The sequence below is a fragment of the Pseudomonas reinekei genome, assembly GCF_001945365.1.
In the GTDB taxonomy this organism is placed as follows: Bacteria; Pseudomonadota; Gammaproteobacteria; order Pseudomonadales; family Pseudomonadaceae; genus Aquipseudomonas; species Aquipseudomonas reinekei.
The window spans coordinates 125,228-143,528 of sequence record NZ_MSTQ01000011.1; the positions used below are offsets into that span (position 1 = coordinate 125,228).

Sequence of the window (18,301 nt, forward strand, 5' to 3'; positions counted from 1 at the left end):
TACAGACGCTCATTCTAGCGCCGACGGCCTGTAATGCGCACCCAGCCATCGCGATTGGCGATCGGATCCAGATCGAAGTCTTTGGCGTAGGCCGCAGCGACGTCCTCGCCTTGCTCGGCAAGAATGCCCGAGAGCGCCAGGCGACCGCCGGACTTGACCAGGCCGGACAGCTGCGGCGCCAGGGACACCAGCGGGCCGGCGAGGATATTGGCCACCAGCACATCGGCCTGAACCTGCGGCAGATCTTCCGGCAGATACAGTGGGAACAATTCATCGGCGATGTTATTGCGCCCAGCGTTGTCGCGGGAGGCTTCCAGCGCCTGTACGTCGATGTCGGTGCCGACGGCTTCCCTGGCGCCCAGCAGGAGGGCGGCAATCGCCAGAATCCCCGAACCGCAGCCGAAGTCCAGCACGTTGCAGTCTTTGAGGTCCTGACCGTCGAGCCATTCCAGGCACAGAGCAGTGGTCGGGTGAGTGCCGGTACCGAACGCCAGGCCCGGGTCCAGCAGCAGGTTTACAGCGCCGGGCTCGGGAGCCGCATGCCAGCTCGGCACGATCCACAGGCGCTGACCGAAACGCATCGGCTGGAAACCGTCCATCCAGCTGCGTTCCCAATCCTGGTCTTCGATCACTTCACTGTGGTGTTCGGGCAGCGGGCTGCCGGTCAACAGCTCAAGGTGGGCCAGTACCGGGCCGGGCTCGGTGCCGCCTTCGAACAGGGCCAGCAGGTGGGTGTGGGACCACAGCGGCGTGGTGTTGAGTTCCGGCTCGAAGATCGGCTGATCTTCGGCGTCCATGAAGGTCACCGACACGGCGCCCACTTCAAGGAAAGCGTCTTCGTAGGTTTCGGCTTGTTCTGGGCTGATGGCGAGACGGACTTGCAGCCAAGGCATGGCGGGCACCTTTGAAAAATATTGATTGCAGCCTAGCGGGCTGCGAGAAGCGCGCAAGTTTACGCGAGCGCGAAGGTTTTGTGGGAGTGGCTTGGTCTCGCAGTTCCCTGTGGGAGCGAGCCTGCTCGCGAAAGCGGTGGGGCAGTCACTTCGAGTGCTGGATGTGACAAAGCCTTCGCGAGCAGGCTCGCTTCCAAGGGACTTGGTACTCGGCAGGATGAAATCTCCAGAAACAACAAAGCCGCCCGAAGGCGGCTTTGTCAGGTGCAAGGTCGAAGCTTAGTGCTTCTCGCCAGCCAGCTTGTGCTCGAGGTAGTGAATGTTCACGCCCCCCTTGCAGAAGCCTTCGTCGCGGGTCAGATCGCGGTGCAGCGGGATGTTGGTCTTGATCCCGTCGACCACGATTTCGTCCAGCGCATTGCGCATGCGCGCCATGGCTTCGTCACGGGTTGCCCCGTAAGTGATCAGCTTGCCGATCAACGAATCGTAGTTAGGCGGAACGGCATAGCCACTGTACAGGTGCGAATCGACGCGAACGCCGTTGCCGCCTGGTGCGTGGAAATGCTTGACCGTGCCCGGGCTCGGCATGAAGGTTTTCGGATCTTCGGCGTTGATCCGGCATTCCAGTGCGTGACCGCGGATGACCACGTCATCCTGGGTGAACGACAGCTTGTTGCCGGCGGCGATGCTGAGCATCTCCTTGACGATGTCGATACCGGTGACCATTTCCGAAACCGGGTGCTCTACCTGGACACGAGTGTTCATCTCGATGAAGTAGAAGCGACCGTTCTCGTACAGGAACTCGAAAGTGCCTGCGCCACGGTAACCGATGTCGATGCACGCCTTGACGCAGCGAGCGAAAACTTCCTGGCGAGCCTTCTCGTCGATGCCCGGTGCCGGCGCTTCTTCGAGAACTTTCTGGTGACGGCGTTGCAGCGAGCAGTCGCGGTCGCCCAGATGGATGGCGTGGCCCTGGCCGTCGGAAAGCACCTGGACTTCCACGTGACGCGGGTTGGTCAGGAATTTTTCCAGGTAGACCATCGGGTTGCCGAACGCCGCGCCAGCTTCGGAGCGGGTCAGCTTGGCCGAGGAAATCAGGTCTTCTTCTTTATGCACAACGCGCATGCCGCGACCACCACCGCCGCCAGCGGCTTTGATGATCACCGGGTAACCGACTTCGCGACCGATGCGCAGAGCGGTTTCTTCGTCTTCCGGCAACGGGCCGTCAGAGCCCGGAACGGTCGGTACGCCAGCGGCGATCATGGCGTGCTTGGCCGAAACCTTGTCGCCCATCAGGCGAATGGTTTCGGCTTTCGGGCCAATGAACGCGAAGCCAGAGTTCTCGACCTGCTCGGCGAAGTCGGCGTTTTCCGCAAGGAAACCGTAGCCGGGGTGAATGGCGGTGGCGCCAGTCACTTCGGCCGCGGCAATGATTGCCGGAATGTGCAGGTAGGAGTGGGCGGCCGATGCCGGGCCGATGCAGACGGATTCGTCCGCCAGACCCAGGTGCATCAGTTCCTTGTCAGCCTTGGAGTAAACGGCGACGGTCTTGATGCCCATCTCTTTGCAGGCGCGCAGGATCCGCAGGGCGATCTCACCGCGGTTGGCGATCAGAACTTTTTCCAACTTCGCAGTCATCAAAGGCTCTCCGCGGTTCAAACGATGGTGAACAGCGGTTGGTCGTACTCAACCGGCTGGCCGTCTTCAACGAGGATGGATTCGATCACACCGCTGGTTTCAGCTTCGATGTGGTTCATCATCTTCATGGCTTCAACGATGCACAGGGTGTCGCCTTTCTTCACGGTCTGGCCGACTTCAACGAAGGACGGCGAGGTTGGCGAAGACTTGCGATAGAACGTGCCGACCATTGGCGAACGGGCAACGGTGCCGTTCAACGATGGTGCAGCAGGCGCGGCGGGTGCGGCAGCGGCAACCGGAGCGGCGGCAGCGGCAGGCGCGGCAACCGGAGCTGGCATTGGAGCCGGTGCGTAGTACTGCTGGGCCGGGGTTTTGCTGTGACGGCTGATGCGTACGGACTCTTCGCCTTCCTTGATCTCGAGCTCGTCGATGCCGGACTCTTCCAGCAATTCGATCAGTTTCTTAACTTTACGGATATCCATGAATCATCAACTCCCAAGGGTCGGTCAGGGGCGTTTAACGCTTGTTGTTCAAGCTGTTGCCTGTATTTCAAGCTGCTCTAGTGCGGCCTCCAGGGCCAGTCGATAACCGCTGGCGCCAAGGCCGCAGATCACTCCCACCGCTACGTCGGAGAAGTAGGAGTGATGGCGGAAAGGTTCGCGTTTGTGCACGTTAGACAAATGCACTTCGATGAATGGGATGCTCACCGCCAGCAGCGCGTCACGTAATGCGACACTTGTATGTGTAAAAGCTGCTGGATTGATCAGAATGAAATCCACGCCTTCGCTGCGAGCGGCGTGGATGCGGTCGATCAATTCGTACTCGGCATTGCTTTGCAGATACAGCAAATGGTGGCCGGCTTCGCGGGCACGGCGTTCCAGATCCTGGTTGATCTGCGCCAGCGTCGTGGCGCCATAGGTGCCCGGTTCACGGGTGCCGAGCAGGTTCAGGTTGGGTCCGTGCAGAACGAGTAGCGTCGCCATCGGCGGTTCCTTTGTTATCTGTGTGCAATTGTCAGAACCTGGCGACTATGCCGCAAAGCCTTTGTGACTGTCCAGTTCTCTGCAATAGCCAGCACGATGACCGATGTTTGCGCGAGATATATGACTGCTTGATTAAATCCGGTCATTCGCCCTGACAACCTGTTCGGCGAAGTCCCGGGCATTGATTTCGCCAATCACCCGCACATCGGCACGTTCGACGCCGTCCTTGCCGAAAAACATCAAGGCCGGAGGACCGAACAGTTTGTAGCGGTCGAGCAAGGCGCGTTGTTCAGCGTTGCTGTCGGTGATATCGAAGCGCACCAGCCGATAGCCCTTGAGGCGTTCGATCACGTCAGGGTCGTTGAGCACTTCCCGTTCGATGACTTTGCAACTGATGCACCAGTCGGCGTACCAGTCGAGCAGCAGTGCGGTGTTGGCCGAACGGGCTTCGGTGAGCACGCGGTCGAGCTCAGCCGGCGTGTTGACGGTTTGCCAGGTGCCGGTTTCTGGTGTTGGCGCGTTGCCGGCAATGACGCGCGGCTGACCGATGGGGTTGAAAGGATCGCTCTGACCACTGAACGCCCCGAACCAGCACGCCAGCGCGTAAAACAGCAGGAACATCCCCAGCAGTTGGCCCAGGCGTTTGCGTGGTGGTTTATAGACGAACTCCAGCGCACCCAAAAACAAGCCGACGCCACCGGCTAGCAGGCCGATCAGCAGCAGGGTGAGCTGGCCCGGTAGTACCCGGCTGAGCAAGCCGATCGCCAGTCCCAGCAACAGCACGCCAATCGCATTTTTCACGTAGATCAGCCACGGTCCGCTCTTCGGCAGCCACGCCGCGCCACCGGTTGCCACCAGCAACAGTGGCGCGCCCATGCCGAGGCCGAGCATGAACAGTTTCACGCCGCCGCCCAAGGCGTCGCCACTGGCGCTGATGTACAGCAACGCACCGGCCAGTGGCGCCGATACGCAGGGCGAAACCAGCAGGCTGGACACCACGCCCAGCACCGCCGCCCCCCACAGCGAGCCACCTTCGGTGCGGCCGGCGATGCGGTCGAGCCGGCTGCTGATGGCGTGAGGCAACTTGAGTTCGAAAACCCCGAACATCGCCAGCGCAAACACTGCAAAAAACATGGCGAAGGGCACCAGCACCCAAGCTGATTGCAGGCGCGCCTGAAGATTGAGTTGTGCGCCGAACATGCCCATCAAGGCGCCGAGCAGGGCAAAACACGCCGCCATCGGCAGCACATAGGCCAACGACAGGTTAAAGCCGCGCAAGCCGCCGACCTGGCCGCGCAACACCACGCCGGAAAGGATCGGCAACATTGGCAGCACGCAAGGTGTGAACGTCAGGCCAAGGCCAGCAAGGAAGAACAGCGCCAGTTCGCGCCAGCTCCAGTGACCGGGTGTGGTCGTGTTGTCGCTGCCGCCATTGATGCTCAGGCGCTCGGTTTCCGGCGGATAGCACAGGCCCTTGTCGGCGCAGCCCTGATAGGTCACCGCCAAGGTAAATGGGCGTTGATCGGTGCGCGGCAACTCTACGTCGAGAATGCCGTGGTAGACCTCGACATCGCCGAAGTACTCGTCGTGCTTCTTTTGGCCGTCGGGCAATTGCGCAGTCCCAAGGGCGACATCGGCCGGCTCGGCGCGAAACTGGAAGCGGTGACGATAGAGGTAATAACCCTCGGTGGCGACGAAGCGCAGTTTGATCGATTGCGGTGTGCTTTCTACCAGGCTCAACTGAAAGGCTTCGCGCACCGGCAGGAAGTCGGCGCTGTTGTTGATCGAGCCCAGGGTTGAATGGGGGCGACTTTCCAGCAACCCGGCGGCGGTAGCCGGCAGGGCGAGCACTAAAAGCAGCAGGCAAAGCAAACGGCGCATGACAATCTCGCGTATCGGAATTGGGGGGATGATAGCGGACAGTCGTTCGGTGTGCAGAGCTTGGGATGTGTGGTGATTGAGCTGACGCCTTCACGAGTAGGCTCGCTCCCACAGAAGGTCTGCGTCGTGTGCAAATCAAATGTGGGAGCAAGCCTGCTCGCGATGGTGGTCTGTCAGACGCGGAAGGCCTGGACCGCAGTATGCAGCCGGCCGCCCAGCACCAGCAGGTTTTCCCCTTGCTCACGTCCTTCGCCAATACGCAGCAGGTTATCCCCACCCAACTGATGAATCCGCTCACTGTGATCGCGGATCTCGCTGACAGCGCCGCTCTGCTGCGCGGTGACATCGGCGATGCGCACGGCGGTGTCGGAAATGGTCTGGATCGCCCCGACGATTTTATCCAGCGCGCCGTCGGCTGCCTGTGCCTGGTTGGCGGTGGCTTCGGCATGTTCCACCTGGGCACGCATGCCTTCTACCGATTGGCGCGCGGCGGTTTGCAGGCCGGCGATCAAGGTCTGGATCTCGGACGTGGCGCCGGCGGTGCGTTGTGCCAGTGAGCGGACTTCTTCGGCCACCACGGCAAAGCCTCGGCCCATTTCCCCGGCGCGCGCCGCTTCGATGGCCGCGTTCAGTGCCAGCAGGTTGGTCTGGTCGGCAATCGAGCGGATCACCGTCAGCACGCCGCCGATGGTTGCGGACTCTTCGGCCAGGTGCTCGATCATCTGCGCATTGCCCTGTACTTCGTCCACCAGCGCATGCAGGCCGGTGAGGCTCAGGCCGATGACTTTCTGCCCGTGCTCCACCGCCAGGCCAGCGTGACGGCTGGCCTCGGCCGCCTGGCTGGCGTCACCGGCCACTTGCTGAATGGTCGCTTCCAGCTCGCCGAGGGAATCGCGGATCAGCGCGGTGTCACCCGCCTGGTGCTCGGCGCCGCTATGCAGGTCGTTGCTCAATTCGGCGAGGGTCCGGCTGCTACCCGCGACTTGTTCGGCATTGAGGCGAATAGTCCCGACCAGGGCCACCAGATACGCACGCAAGCGATTGAGCGACGCTTCGATGTCATGCAGTTCGCGGTTGGTTTTGCCCAGCTGGATGTCCTGGCTGAAATCGCCTTCGGCCCAGGTCGACAGCGCCGGGGCGAGGTTGGTCAGGGTCCGGGCGAGTTTGCGTTGCAGGGTGTCGATCAGCAGTGCGATCAGCAAAATCAAACCGATCATCACGCCTTGCATCAGTCGAACTTCGCCCTGGATCTGTCCGTGCTGGGCGCGGACCACCGGTTCGAGCCCGGCGATGGCTTGTTGCACATCAGCGATCTTGAGGTGGGTGGCTGCGCCGAGATCGGCGCGCTTCTGGATCTGGTCACGGGTACGTGCCAGTTCCGCGGGGTAGCGGGTGAGCAGGCTATTGAGTTCACGCTTGAAACCGACGCCGGCATCTTCGGCGACCGCTTTCTCGGTGTTTTCCAGGCCCATCATCGCGGCGAAATCATCGGTGTTCGATTCGCTGCTGGCGGTCACGCCGAGCAAGGGCAGGGCGTCCAGCAGCGCGGCCTGGGCACGAATGTTGGTGACTTCGCGCTCGACGTCGGCGGCCAGTTCACTGCGGCCACTGCTGACGAGTTTGTCCCGGGCCAGCGAGAGTTTGCCCAAGTGCTGCGATGCCGTGAGCAATGGCGTCAGATAGGTCGCGTTAGCGCTGGCGTACTGGCAGAGTTGGTCGAGGCTGGCGCTCAGTTCGCGCTCGGCTTGCAGCAGCAAGGCCTGCGGGTCGCCCGCGAGTTTGCCCGCAGCGAGCAGGTCGGTTTTGCTGAAATCACTGAGGTTCGACAGGCTTGGACGCAGCGCCTCGGCCAGCGCCGGCGGCAACTCGTCGAGTTCTTTTTGCAGGTCGTCAAGGGTCTGGCTGGCGCTGCTCAGGCGCAGGGCATCGCCGCTGGCGAGGTAATCCTCGATAGGGCGCGCCACTTGATTCTGAAACTGTTGGGACAAACCCAGATACCGCTCCATTAATAGATAGGGGCGTTCGAGTGCCTTTTGCGACCACCACAGCGTGGCGCCAAGGGCCACGCACACGGCAACTAAAAGGAGGGTGTTGAGATTGGTCAGCAGCTTGAGGCGCATTACGGACTACCAACGGCAGATATGGTAAGCGCCTGAAGTTATTGCGTTTCTATTACAAGGTTATGACTGTGGAAGGCAATTTCGATGAAAAAGTGGCACTTTGCTTTGACGTCTCTGCGGCCTGGACACGATTGCGACCGGCCCCTTTGGCGCGGTAAAGCGCCTCATCCGCCTGGCTGGCCATCGACAGGCTGTCGGAGTTTTCACACAGCTGCACGACCCCGGCGCTGAAGGTGCACCACAGGTCGTGGGGTTGGGCCGGGTAGTGAATTTCGGCAAAGCGCTGACGGATTTCATCGAGGACGTTGTAGGCCGCCTCAAGGTCGGTGTCCGGCATGACGATGGCGAACTCTTCGCCACCGTATCGCCCGATAAAGTCGGTCTTGCGCAGGCGCTGCTTGAGAAACAGCGCCAGGCTCTTGATGACACGGTCGCCCATGGGGTGGCCGTGGCTGTCGTTGACTCGCTTGAAGTGGTCTATGTCGAGCATGGCAAAGCTCAGCGGCTTGTTCTCTCGTCGTGAACGGAACGAACAGTCTTCGAGCAGTTGCAGGATGTGGGTGTGGTTGTACAAGCCCGTGAGGCTGTCGCGGACCATGCGTGCCTTGAGGTTACGCGCCCGCGCCGCGCGATTGCGCACGGTGGTGATCAGGTGCCGGGGCTTGATCGGCTTGGTCAGGAAGTCGTCGCCACCTTCGCTCATGGCATCGAGTTGCTTGTCCAGGTCGTCTTCGGCAGACAGGTAAATGATCGGCACGCTGACGTAACGGTCGTTGTGGCGGATCACCTTGGCCAGTTCCGTACCGGTGCAGGCCGGCATGTACATGTCGAGGATAATCAGGTCAGGCTGGAAATCCGCCAGTTCGGCCATGGCCTGGATCGGCTCGATTAGCGTGCGGGTGACAATCCCGGCGCTGTTGAGCAGGCGCTCGGTGTGCAGGGCCTGGGCGCGCGAGTCGTCGATGATCAGCACTTTATAAGGTTCGTATTGGGCCACGCAGGTCAGGACTTCGATTTTCTCCAGCAGACTCGATGCTTCGAGGGTGCCGGTGAGAAATTCCTGGCCGCCGGCACGCACGGCGGCAAGCCGTGTCGGGGTATCGGTTTCATGCAGGCTGAAGAACAGCAGCGGCAGCTGATGATCGAGGCCTTCCTGGGCTTCTGCGGCCAGTTTCAGGCCGACGCCGGGACCGCTGAAGTCGACGTCCATGACAATCGCCGCCGGCAGGCGCTCGACCATCGAAGAGCGAAACGCCGCTACGCTGTCCAGGGACTGGGCGCTGAGCCCGAAGAACTCCAGTTGCTTGGCCAGGCGCTCGCCACGGTCGTGATCCTGCAGCATCACGTAGATGGGCTTGCGCAGCGGCGGCAGGAACGTCTGGTCGAGTTGGTCGCCATGGCGCAGGCCCGTGCGGGAAAGGCGCTGCATCAGGCGGTTGAGGTCAGTGATCAGGCTACTGCTCAAGCGTCCGCGGTTGGCGTCGACGGCTTCCAGTGACTGACTGATATGGCGTGCCAGTTGCGTGTGTTCCGGCTGCTCGAAACGCTCGGCGAAGCGCAGCAGGCGCAGGTTGGCCTCGCTCAGTTCCGACAGATCGGTGATGGACCACTCGCTGCGTTGCAGGCGCTGCCATATCTCAAGAATCTGACGTGCCTGATGAATGACCCGCTGGGCAAAGTGGTGCTTGAGACGCTCGCGGTTGGGATCTTCTGGCTCGGTCATATCCTGACTACTATTAGGGGGGACGCTGAGATCGAATGGTGGCTCTATGCTAGCACCACTTTGCGATGTCATGAGTGCTGTACGTCAATAATCTGCAGAGCGACCCCATTCAGTTTGTGACCAGTAGGTCTGGTTTGGCCTTTAAAGTCGGCGTGGTGACGGTATAGAGCCCCATCCACGGTGGTTGCGCAAGCGGTGTGGTGACTCGGCGGTTGCAGGTTGATTTGCAGGTGGGCAGAGCTAGGGGATTCCCTGATGCGGCTCGTGCAGGTTCATGATCCCCGAAACAGCTTTTTGTCCGCTGGCACGGTAATTTTCCGTATCCACGCAACGGCGGGTGCCGGGCAAAGGCACGTTGTTGTATGGTTGTGGTCGAACCGATGAACCCAAGTGATTGAAAGGATATCGCCATGCTGGACTGGAAAAACCGCGCAGGCAGTGCGCCTGAACGTGCCGCCGAACCGAAGTCGGCCACCCGCAGTTATCTGGGCGGCCTGCTGTTCAGCCGCGCGCTGGCCACGCTGATCGGTCTCTACCTGTTGGTGGCGATTGCCCTGGGCTGGTACTGGAGTCAGGAACCCGCACTGTTCCCTGTGCAGCAGACGGCACAAATGGCTGCCGAGAAAGAAGGCAAGCAAATGGTGGTCGGCTACACCACGGTCGAAACCCTCAAGACCGTCGCCGGCACATTGCTGACTAAGCAGGGCGGCTACATTTCAAACGACCGCTTCCCGCCGGGCTTGTGGATGGACAACATGCCGAGCTGGGAATATGGCGTGCTGGTACAGGTCCGCGACCTGAGCCGCGCGTTGCGCAAAGATTTCGCTCGCTCGCAGTCGCAGTCCGCCGAAGACGCCGATCTGGCCAAGGCCGAGCCGCGTTTCAACTTCGACAACAAGAGCTGGGTGCTGCCGTCCAGTGAGTCCGAGTATCAGGAGGGCATCAACTCCCTGAGCCGCTATCAGTCGCGTCTTTCCGATCCGAACCAGAAGAGCGCGCTGTTCTATGCCCGCGCCGACAACTTGAACAATTGGCTGGGCGACGTCGGCACCCGTCTGGGTTCGCTGTCGCAACGCCTGTCGGCCAGTGTTGGCCGGGTCAAGCTCAACACCGCGTTGAAGACCGAGGTTGTGGTACCGGGTGTGGCGCCGCAGGTCGACGAAGAAATCGTCGAGACCCCGTGGCTGCAGATCGACAACGTGTTCTACGAAGCCCGTGGTCAGGCCTGGGCCTTGTCGCACTTGCTGCGCGCCATCGAAGTCGACTTCGCCGATGTGTTGGCCAAAAAGAACGCCACGGTCAGCGTGCGCCAGATCATTCGTGAACTGGAAGCGTCGCAGGAAGCGGTGTGGAGCCCGATGATCCTCAATGGCAGTGGCTTCGGCGTTCTGGCCAACCACTCGCTGGTCATGGCCAACTACATCTCCCGGGCCAACGCGGCGGTGATCGACTTGCGTCAACTGCTGAATCAGGGCTGAGTCATGGTCGATAGCGCCAAAGAGGCTGCCCACCGGGCGGCCTCGGATGCTGAACAAATCGCCTGGGTCGATGAGCAGGACAACCTGCTCGGCGCCCTGGTCCGCAGCGATCTGCGCGAGCGCGGGCTGATCGGCCGCGGCACCTACATTATGTTGTTCAACTCCGCCGGTGAGCTGTGCGTGCATCGGCGCACTTTGAGCAAGGCTATTTATCCGGGCTACTGGGACGTGGCGGCGGGCGGTATGGTGCTGGCGACCGAAACCTATGTCGAGTCGGCCGCCCGGGAGCTGGAGGAGGAGTTGGGCGTGAGTGGCGTGGAACTGACCGCCCATGACCACTTTTTTTTCGAAGACACCGGCAATCGCCTGTGGTGTTCGGCGTTTTCGGCCGTGTGGGATGGCCCGTTGATCCTGCAGCCGGAAGAGGTACTGGAAGCGCGCTTTATCCCCATCGATCAGGTCATGCACGAAATCGAGCAAAAGCCTTACTGCCCGGACTCTTTGGCCGCGCTGAAGCGCTATCTGCGCTCACGTGGGGACGACGTCGCAAAAGAGGCATAAATTGGCGCCGATTGGCTCTTAGCAATCGGCGTTTTTGCCGTTACACTGCGCGACCTTTTCAAGCTGAACCGGTATTGCCTGGCTCAGTAGCGCTGCCCCTGCCTGAGTGGGGCTTCGCGGTCGAGGGCCCTTCCCGAGTGCCGCGACCAGTCTTTGTCCTCCCAAGAGGATTGCCGGTGGCCAAAAAAGCCGCATCCTTCGCCGCCCTTGGTGGCCTGGTATTTTCCACCGACGCAGGTCGTCATTGCCCGGAATGCAGTAAACCGGTGGACGCCTGCATCTGCAAACAGACCGTTATCCCGGCCGGCGACGGCATCGCTCGCGTGCGTCGCGAAAGCAAGGGCCGTGGCGGCAAGACGGTGACCACCATCACCGGCGTGCCATTGGCTGAAGACGCGCTCAAGGAACTGGCCACGACGTTGAAGAAACGCTGTGGTACCGGCGGGGCGTTGAAAGACGGGATCATTGAAATCCAGGGCGATCATGTCGAGCTACTCTTGGCGGAGCTGATCAAGCACGGTTTCAAGGCGAAGAAGTCCGGCGGCTAGCAGCCTCTGTGAAAACCACCTGCGGCTTGATCCAGCCCTGATTGCCTTCAGGTCTGGCGTCGTCACCATGGTTTTCACAGAGCCTGTTCATGACCGGTTTCTAAACTCGTTGCGGTCGACGGGGTCTACCCCCTCGTTGACGAACCGTCATTTTCATTCTTTAGACTGCGCCGGCCTGAATCCAGGCGACGCACTATGACTTCTTTATAGGGGACTTCGATGTCCGTACGACGCACACGCAAAGACGATGGCAGCCAATGGACAGTTGCGGACAGCCGCAGTGTTTACGGGATTCGCCATTGGGGGGCCGGGTATTTCGCGATCAATGACGCCGGTCGCGTCGAAGTTCGTCCGAACGGTCCGAGCAGCTCGCCCATCGACTTGTTCGAACAAGTCGACCAGCTGCGCCAGAGCGGTTTGTCGCTGCCGTTGCTGGTGCGCTTCCCCGACATTTTGCAAGACCGCGTGCGTCAGCTGACGGGCGCGTTCGACGCCAACATCGAGCGCCTGGAATACCAGAGCAAGTACACCGCGCTGTACCCGATCAAGGTGAACCAACAGGAAGCGGTGATCGAGAACATCATTGCCACCCAGAACGTGTCCATCGGTCTGGAAGCCGGCTCCAAGCCTGAACTGCTGGCTGTGTTGGCGCTGGCGCCGAAAGGCGGCACCATCGTCTGCAATGGCTACAAGGACCGCGAATTCATTCGTCTGGCGCTGATGGGCCAGAAGCTCGGTCACAACGTGTTCATCGTGATCGAAAAAGAATCCGAAGTCGGCCTGGTGATCGAAGAAGCCAATTCGCTCAAGGTCAAGCCTCAGGTTGGTCTGCGCGTGCGTCTGTCGTCCCTGGCCTCGTCCAAGTGGGCGGACACCGGTGGCGAGAAGTCCAAGTTTGGTCTGTCGGCGGCGCAGTTGCTGTCGGTGGTCGAGCGCTTCCGTGCGGCCGGTCTGGACCAGGGCATTCGTCTGCTGCACTTCCACATGGGTTCGCAGATCGCCAACCTGGCCGACTACCAGCACGGCTTCAAGGAAGCGATCCGCTATTACGGCGAGCTGCGCAACCTCGGTCTGCCGGTGGATCACATCGACGTCGGTGGTGGCCTGGGCGTGGACTACGACGGTACGCACTCGCGTAACGCCAGTTCGATCAACTACGACATGGACGACTACGCCGGCGTCGTGGTCGGAATGCTCAAGGAATTCTGCGACGCGCAGAGCCTGCCGCACCCGCACATCTTCTCGGAAAGCGGCCGTTCCCTGACCGCGCACCACGCCATGCTGGTGATCCAGGTGACCGACGTCGAGAAACACAACGACGACGTACCGCAGATCGAAAACAAGGAAGCGCTGCCGGAAACCGTGCAATGGCTGGTGGACCTGCTGGGTCCGACCGACATCGAGATGGTCACCGAAACCTACTGGCGCGCCACGCACTACATGAGCGATGTTGCTGCCCAGTACGCCGATGGCAAGCTGACCCTGGCCGAGAAGGCCCTGGCCGAGCAATGCTACTTCGCCGTGTGCCGTCGCCTGCACAACTCGTTGAAGGCGCGTCAGCGTTCCCACCGTCAGGTGCTGGACGAACTCAACGACAAGCTGGCCGACAAGTACATCTGCAACTTCTCGGTGTTCCAGAGCCTGCCGGACACCTGGGCCATCGACCAGGTCCTGCCGATCATCCCGTTGCATCGTCTCGACGAAGAGCCGCTGCGTCGTGCGGTGCTGCAGGACCTGACCTGTGATTCCGACGGCAAGATCAACCAGTACGTCGACGAGCAGAGCATCGAAACCAGCCTGCCGGTGCACGGTTTGAATGAAGGCGAGGACTACCTGCTGGGCGTGTTCCTGGTGGGCGCCTACCAGGAAATTCTCGGCGACATGCACAACCTGTTCGGTGATACCGATTCGGTGAACATCTACCAGAACGCCGACGGCAGCGTGTACCACGCCGGTATCGAAACCCACGACACCATCGAAGACATGCTGCGTTACGTGCACTTGTCGCCTGAGGAACTGATGACCCACTACCGCGACAAGTGCGCCAGTGCCCGCATCAGTGCCTCCGAGCGCACCCAGTTCCTCGATGCCTTGCGCCTGGGGCTGACCCGTTCGTCTTACCTGTCTTCCTGAGGTAAGCACCACGCTCATCAGGTTGTCTGAAAATTTCCCGCTCGCTGCGGAAATTTCAGATGACCTGGTGCGGCGACTCTCTTTTATCAAGAGAAATGTCCTACGTCCTCGGCTATCCAAGTCATTTGGTCTTCTTTTCGCGTAGGCCATTTCCTAAGTTGTACTTCGCCTCTCTACTCGGCCATGTCTCTCGGCGAGAATCCCCGGCCGCCCCTCCTGTAGAGAATCGCCGATGTTCGATCCAGCCAACGAACCTGAATTTCGTCTGGACGTAGCAGGTCTGTCCGACGCCTTCGAGGTCCTGGCCTTTACCGGTAGAGAAGCCATCAGCGAGCCCTTCGTGTTCGACCTGCAATTGCTGGTCGAAGACCCGGCGCTCGACCTCGCCAGCCTGTTGTACCGTTCGGCCTCCCTGCATTTCGGGCCACGGGGAAACAGTGTCCATGGCCAGCTGCAGGCCCTTGTCCAGCGCGACCACGGCTCAACGATCAGGCTTTGTCACGTGCGTCTTGGCCCGAGGCTGGCGTGTCTGGCCCAGCGTTTCAGCCAGCGCATTTTCAGCGCCAGGACGGTGCCGCAGATAGTCGATCAGGTGCTCAAGGAACACGGCATTGTCGGCCAGAACCGGCGCTTCGAACTGGCGTGCGATTACCCGCTGCGCGACTACTGCACGCAGTACCGCGAGTCGGATCTGCAATTCATTCAGCGTTTGTGCGCCCAGCAGCGGCTGCATTACCACTTTGAACACCGCAAGCATGGGCACTGCGTGGTGTTTGCCGATGGCCAAGGGCATTTCTGCAAGGGGGAGGCGGTTGATTTTCGCGCCGAGGGCAATCGACCGGCGCTGCGTCGATTCGAAGTGAAACGTTGCGCGGGCAGCACATTGCAGAGCGCAGAATGGCATTCGGACCTGGCGACGCTGCGCAGTGGTCAACTGATGCCGTTGTGCGGTCATCCCGTGCGTCAGTGGAATCATCTGTGGCTACTCACCCACGTTGAGCATCAGGGCAGCCAGGATTGGCGGGTGCCTTACAGCAACCATGTACGGGCGATCCATTGCGAAGCACCGTTCGAACCGCCGCATTGCGGGGTCAAACCGCGGATGCACAGCCTGCAACGTGCCTGGGTGGTGGATGTCGATGAAGACCGGCCTGATCCCTCCCGCCCGGTGGCGGTGCAGTTTGACTGGCTCTACCAGGGCGAAGGGGCGGCGCCGAGCCACTGCTGGTTGCCGTTGGCGCCGGAACTTGAGTCAGCCGGGGTCGGACCATTGAGCGAGGGGGCGGAGGTGGTGGTGAGCTTTATCGAAGGCGATCCGGACCAGCCGTTGATTACCGGGGTCATTCACCTGCCGGCGCGTGTGGTGACAGAGCAAGAAGCGGGGGTGTCGACCCGCGATGAACAGCCACCCGAAGGCGTGCAGGACTGGCTGCGCTCAGGTGAGCCCCTGTTGCTGCTCTGTCTGCTGCCCGGTGGCGGTAGCTTCAATCATTGTGCGCAAGCGCTCTGTACTTGTCGGGCGTTGACGCAATCCGGCCGAAGCGGTGCCGCATGATCGACGTGCACATCCCCGATGGGGGCGCGCAATGGTTGCTGCTGGACAGGCCCGGCGTACCGCAGGCGGGTGTGACCTTGCAACAGACTTTAGTGCAGGCGAATCAGTTTTCACTGTTCGAGGGAACTGAATGGCATGCCCTGCGTGATCACGGTCCGCTGTTGATCGACCTGCGTACCTGCCCGGTGCTGGCCGCGGCTTGCCGACACGATGTGCCTCAGTGGCGAGGGTTGCTGCTGACCAGTGAGGCTGGCGCGACGACATTGCTCGCGCACTTGCGGCGCATGCTGACAGTCTCGTTCGGGTTGCATCATCGGGCCCTGCTGAGCTTCTACAACCCGCAGACCGCCAGTTACTTCTTCGACGCCTGCGATGCCGGGGAGCTGACTCGCTGGCTGGGGCCGATCAGCCGCTTGCGCTGGTTCGGCGGGACCTGGGCTGACCGGGCGATCGGCAGCCTGGGCTGGCAGCAATTGCTCAATCCCGGGCTAGCCGTGCGCCCTTTGGCGCAGGAGGAGGACCTCAGCGCGCGGCAACGGGAAAACCTGCAAACCTGCCTGCTGGAACATCATGCCTGGCACTGGAGCCAGGCCACCGGCTCTGATTACACCCGCTTGTGGTCGCATCTGCAGGAAGGCCTGGTGCTGGGTTTCAGTGAACGGTCGGTATTGGACGGCTGGTTGTGGTTGCGCTTGCAATACCCTGTTGTCGCGCCCCAGTTGCCGCTGGTGGGCAACACGCAGCAGGAGCGCCTGGATAACCTGCGCAACCGCTGGCAGAGCGACGATCCCCGAACATGATGCTCGAGGTTGGCGTCGCGCCATTGCTTAGCACGTCAGCGGCTCAATGAGCGCTGGCGAACCAGCCATCGTTGCGGCGCAGGCGCCAGGCGATGGCGCCGAGGGTCAGGCTGCGCAGCAACATGAACAACAGAAAGGTCAGCCACAAGCCATGGTTGCCAAGCCCTTGCAACGCCCAGGCGAAGGGCGCCAGCAAGGCCACTGTCAGCAGCATGCCGTTACGCATTTCACGGGCACGGGTGGCACCGATGAAGAGGCCGTCAAGCAGGTAACTCCAGACCGCGATCATTGGCAGCGCGGCGAGGTAAGGCAGGTAAACGAACGCGGTATCGCGCACGCTGGCAATGTCGGTCTGCATCGTGATGAACAGGTGCCCGGCAAACAGGAACAGTACGGCGAACCCCAGGCTCGCCAGCAACGACCAGCCGCAAGCCACCACCAGTGAGCGGCGCAGTGCCTCTCGGTCGCGGGCACCGATGGCATGCCCGCACAGCGCCTCCACGGCGTGGGCCAGGCCATCGAGCGCGTGGGCGGTCAGCAGCAAGCCATTGAGCAGCAGGGCGTTGGCCGCGACAGTGGCGTCTCCCAATCGCGCACCTTGTACGGTGATCAGGAAAAACACCGATTGCAGGGCCAGGCTGCGGATAAAAATGTCGCGGTTGACCGCCAGCAACGGGCGCCAGCTCTGCCACCAGCCCAAGGCCGCCCAGACGAGATGGCCAGGATAGGCGCGCAGTGCCTGACGGGTCATCGACAGGCCGATCAGCGCGCCGGTCCATTCGGCGATCACCGAAGCCCGAGCGGCACCGACCACGCCCCATTCCAGGCCAAGCACGAACCACAGGTTCAGGGCGATGTTGACCAGGTTGGTGCTCAGGAGAATCACCAGTGGCGCGCGGGCGTTTTGCGTGCCGAGGAACCAGCCGACCAGCGCATAACTGGCCAGCGCTGCGGGCAGCCCGAACAACCGCGTATGGAAAAACTCGCGGGTCATCTGATCCAGTTCCGCCGACGGCTGCATGAAATGCAGCGCGACCCCGCTCAACGGTACGCCCGCGGCGCCCAGCACCACCGCCAGCCCCATGGCCAGCAGCAGGCCCTGCAACAAAATCTGCCGCAGTGCCGCACCATCCCCGCGCCCGGCAGCCTGGGCGGCAAACCCGGTGGAACCCATGCGCAGAAAGCCCATGGCCCAGGCCAGGAAGGTATAAAGACTGGCGCCGACCGCCACGGCACCGAGCTGATGGGCATGGGGCAAGTGGCCGATGACGGTGCTGTCGACCAGCGCCACCAGCGGTACGGAAATATTCGAGAGAATCATCGGCGCGGCCAGCGCCCAGACCCGACGATGGGTAGGACGGTCGCGCCAGTCGGCAATCAGGTTGGACATGCGGGCTCCTTGGGGAGCGGGCATTGTAGCGACACATCTGCATGTGCCGCGATCCAATGCAGGAGCTAGCTGCTCGCAATGGTGGCGTGTCAGGCGACATCAAATTCGACTGGACTGCCGTCATCGCGGGCAAGCCCGCCGGGAAATGACGGTGTCAGTGCATGATCCAGCTGAGCAACCACAACCCGAGCATCAGCCAGATGATCCCCATGATGATCGACGCATTCATGAACGCGCGGATCGCCGACCACAGCAACAACAACCCCAGGATCAGGATGGCGATGCTGATAATCGAGGTGTCCATGCCCAGTGCCCGGGACAAGCCTTCGACAAAATTGCTGCTGGCGCGGCTCACCAGTTGGAACAGGCCACTGAGGGCGTCAACGATAAAACGGATGACTGAGCCAAGGGCCTGACCGAGCCATTCAAAAAAACCTTCTACCTGCATGGAATGATCGTCCTGATAAGTTCGAGCGTTGGGCCATGGAACGCGGTGGCGAGTTCCCCACAAGCATAGAGTGTTGTGCATGACCTGTGGGCGCGAGCCTGCCGCCCGATCTTTGTCACTTGCCTTCACCTGTGATCCCCCCGAAGCTAT

Annotated in this window: 15 protein-coding genes; 6 read left to right on the forward strand and 9 right to left on the reverse strand. The window is 61.4% G+C overall.

Translation table 11 applies throughout. The features are described 5' to 3' along the window. Window positions 1–14: 14 nt before the first annotated feature. From prmA to BVK86_RS18825, 7 genes are all read right to left on the reverse strand, one after another. Entirely contained in the window at window positions 15–893 is an 879-nt protein-coding gene (prmA, locus tag BVK86_RS18795; RefSeq protein WP_075947826.1) for a 50S ribosomal protein L11 methyltransferase, read from the reverse strand. A gap of 279 nt (window positions 894–1,172) precedes the next feature. After that, window positions 1,173–2,531, reverse strand: coding sequence for an acetyl-CoA carboxylase biotin carboxylase subunit (accC, locus tag BVK86_RS18800; RefSeq protein ID WP_034149716.1), 1,359 nt, complete (start codon window positions 2,529–2,531; stop codon window positions 1,173–1,175). A gap of 17 nt (window positions 2,532–2,548) precedes the next feature. Next, window positions 2,549–3,013: an acetyl-CoA carboxylase biotin carboxyl carrier protein gene (gene accB, locus BVK86_RS18805; protein WP_075947827.1), complete on the reverse strand. Its 465-nt coding sequence runs from the start codon at window positions 3,011–3,013 to the stop codon at window positions 2,549–2,551. Window positions 3,014–3,061: 48 nt separating this feature from the next. Next, window positions 3,062–3,514, reverse strand: coding sequence for a type II 3-dehydroquinate dehydratase (gene aroQ, locus BVK86_RS18810; RefSeq protein WP_075947828.1), 453 nt, complete (start codon window positions 3,512–3,514; stop codon window positions 3,062–3,064). Between the two features lie 132 nt (window positions 3,515–3,646). Then, the gene (locus tag BVK86_RS18815) at window positions 3,647–5,395 is read right to left on the reverse strand and encodes a protein-disulfide reductase DsbD (protein ID WP_075947829.1); all 1,749 of its coding nucleotides are present in this window, start codon (window positions 5,393–5,395) and stop codon (window positions 3,647–3,649) included. A gap of 173 nt (window positions 5,396–5,568) precedes the next feature. Continuing rightward, window positions 5,569–7,515 carry a methyl-accepting chemotaxis protein gene (locus BVK86_RS18820; RefSeq protein WP_075947830.1) on the reverse strand — a complete coding sequence of 649 codons (1,947 nt, stop codon included), beginning with the start codon at window positions 7,513–7,515 and terminating at the stop codon, window positions 5,569–5,571. Window positions 7,516–7,567: 52 nt separating this feature from the next. Beyond that, window positions 7,568–9,238: a response regulator gene (locus tag BVK86_RS18825; RefSeq protein ID WP_075947831.1), complete on the reverse strand. Its 1,671-nt coding sequence runs from the start codon at window positions 9,236–9,238 to the stop codon at window positions 7,568–7,570. Window positions 9,239–9,648: 410 nt separating this feature from the next. Between BVK86_RS18825 and BVK86_RS18830 the strand changes: the two genes are divergently transcribed. From BVK86_RS18830 to BVK86_RS18855, 6 genes are all read left to right on the forward strand, one after another. After that, the gene (locus BVK86_RS18830; protein ID WP_075947832.1) at window positions 9,649–10,716 is read left to right on the forward strand and encodes a DUF2333 family protein; all 1,068 of its coding nucleotides are present in this window, start codon (window positions 9,649–9,651) and stop codon (window positions 10,714–10,716) included. A 3-nt stretch (window positions 10,717–10,719) separates the two neighbouring features. Next, complete coding sequence (locus BVK86_RS18835; RefSeq protein WP_075947833.1) at window positions 10,720–11,277, forward strand: NUDIX hydrolase; 558 nt, start codon at window positions 10,720–10,722, stop codon at window positions 11,275–11,277. Window positions 11,278–11,453: 176 nt separating this feature from the next. Beyond that, a complete protein-coding gene (locus BVK86_RS18840; RefSeq protein ID WP_007914613.1) occupies window positions 11,454–11,825 on the forward strand; it encodes a translation initiation factor Sui1 in 372 nt (123 codons plus the stop codon). Between the two features lie 219 nt (window positions 11,826–12,044). Beyond that, complete coding sequence (speA, locus tag BVK86_RS18845) at window positions 12,045–13,958, forward strand: arginine decarboxylase (RefSeq protein ID WP_075947834.1); 1,914 nt, start codon at window positions 12,045–12,047, stop codon at window positions 13,956–13,958. Between the two features lie 232 nt (window positions 13,959–14,190). Then, window positions 14,191–15,513 carry a type VI secretion system Vgr family protein gene (locus tag BVK86_RS18850; protein WP_075947835.1) on the forward strand — a complete coding sequence of 441 codons (1,323 nt, stop codon included), beginning with the start codon at window positions 14,191–14,193 and terminating at the stop codon, window positions 15,511–15,513. Further along, complete coding sequence (locus BVK86_RS18855; protein ID WP_075947836.1) at window positions 15,510–16,313, forward strand: DUF4123 domain-containing protein; 804 nt, start codon at window positions 15,510–15,512, stop codon at window positions 16,311–16,313. The genes BVK86_RS18850 and BVK86_RS18855 overlap by 4 nt, the downstream gene beginning before the upstream one ends. A gap of 43 nt (window positions 16,314–16,356) precedes the next feature. On the opposite strand, the gene BVK86_RS18860 is transcribed toward BVK86_RS18855, so the two are convergent. Beyond that, complete coding sequence (locus tag BVK86_RS18860) at window positions 16,357–17,703, reverse strand: MATE family efflux transporter (RefSeq protein WP_075947837.1); 1,347 nt, start codon at window positions 17,701–17,703, stop codon at window positions 16,357–16,359. Window positions 17,704–17,857: 154 nt separating this feature from the next. Then, window positions 17,858–18,151 (reverse strand): hypothetical protein, encoded by a 294-nt coding sequence (locus BVK86_RS18865; protein ID WP_075947838.1) that lies wholly within the window; start codon window positions 18,149–18,151, stop codon window positions 17,858–17,860. Window positions 18,152–18,301 lie beyond the last annotated feature (150 nt).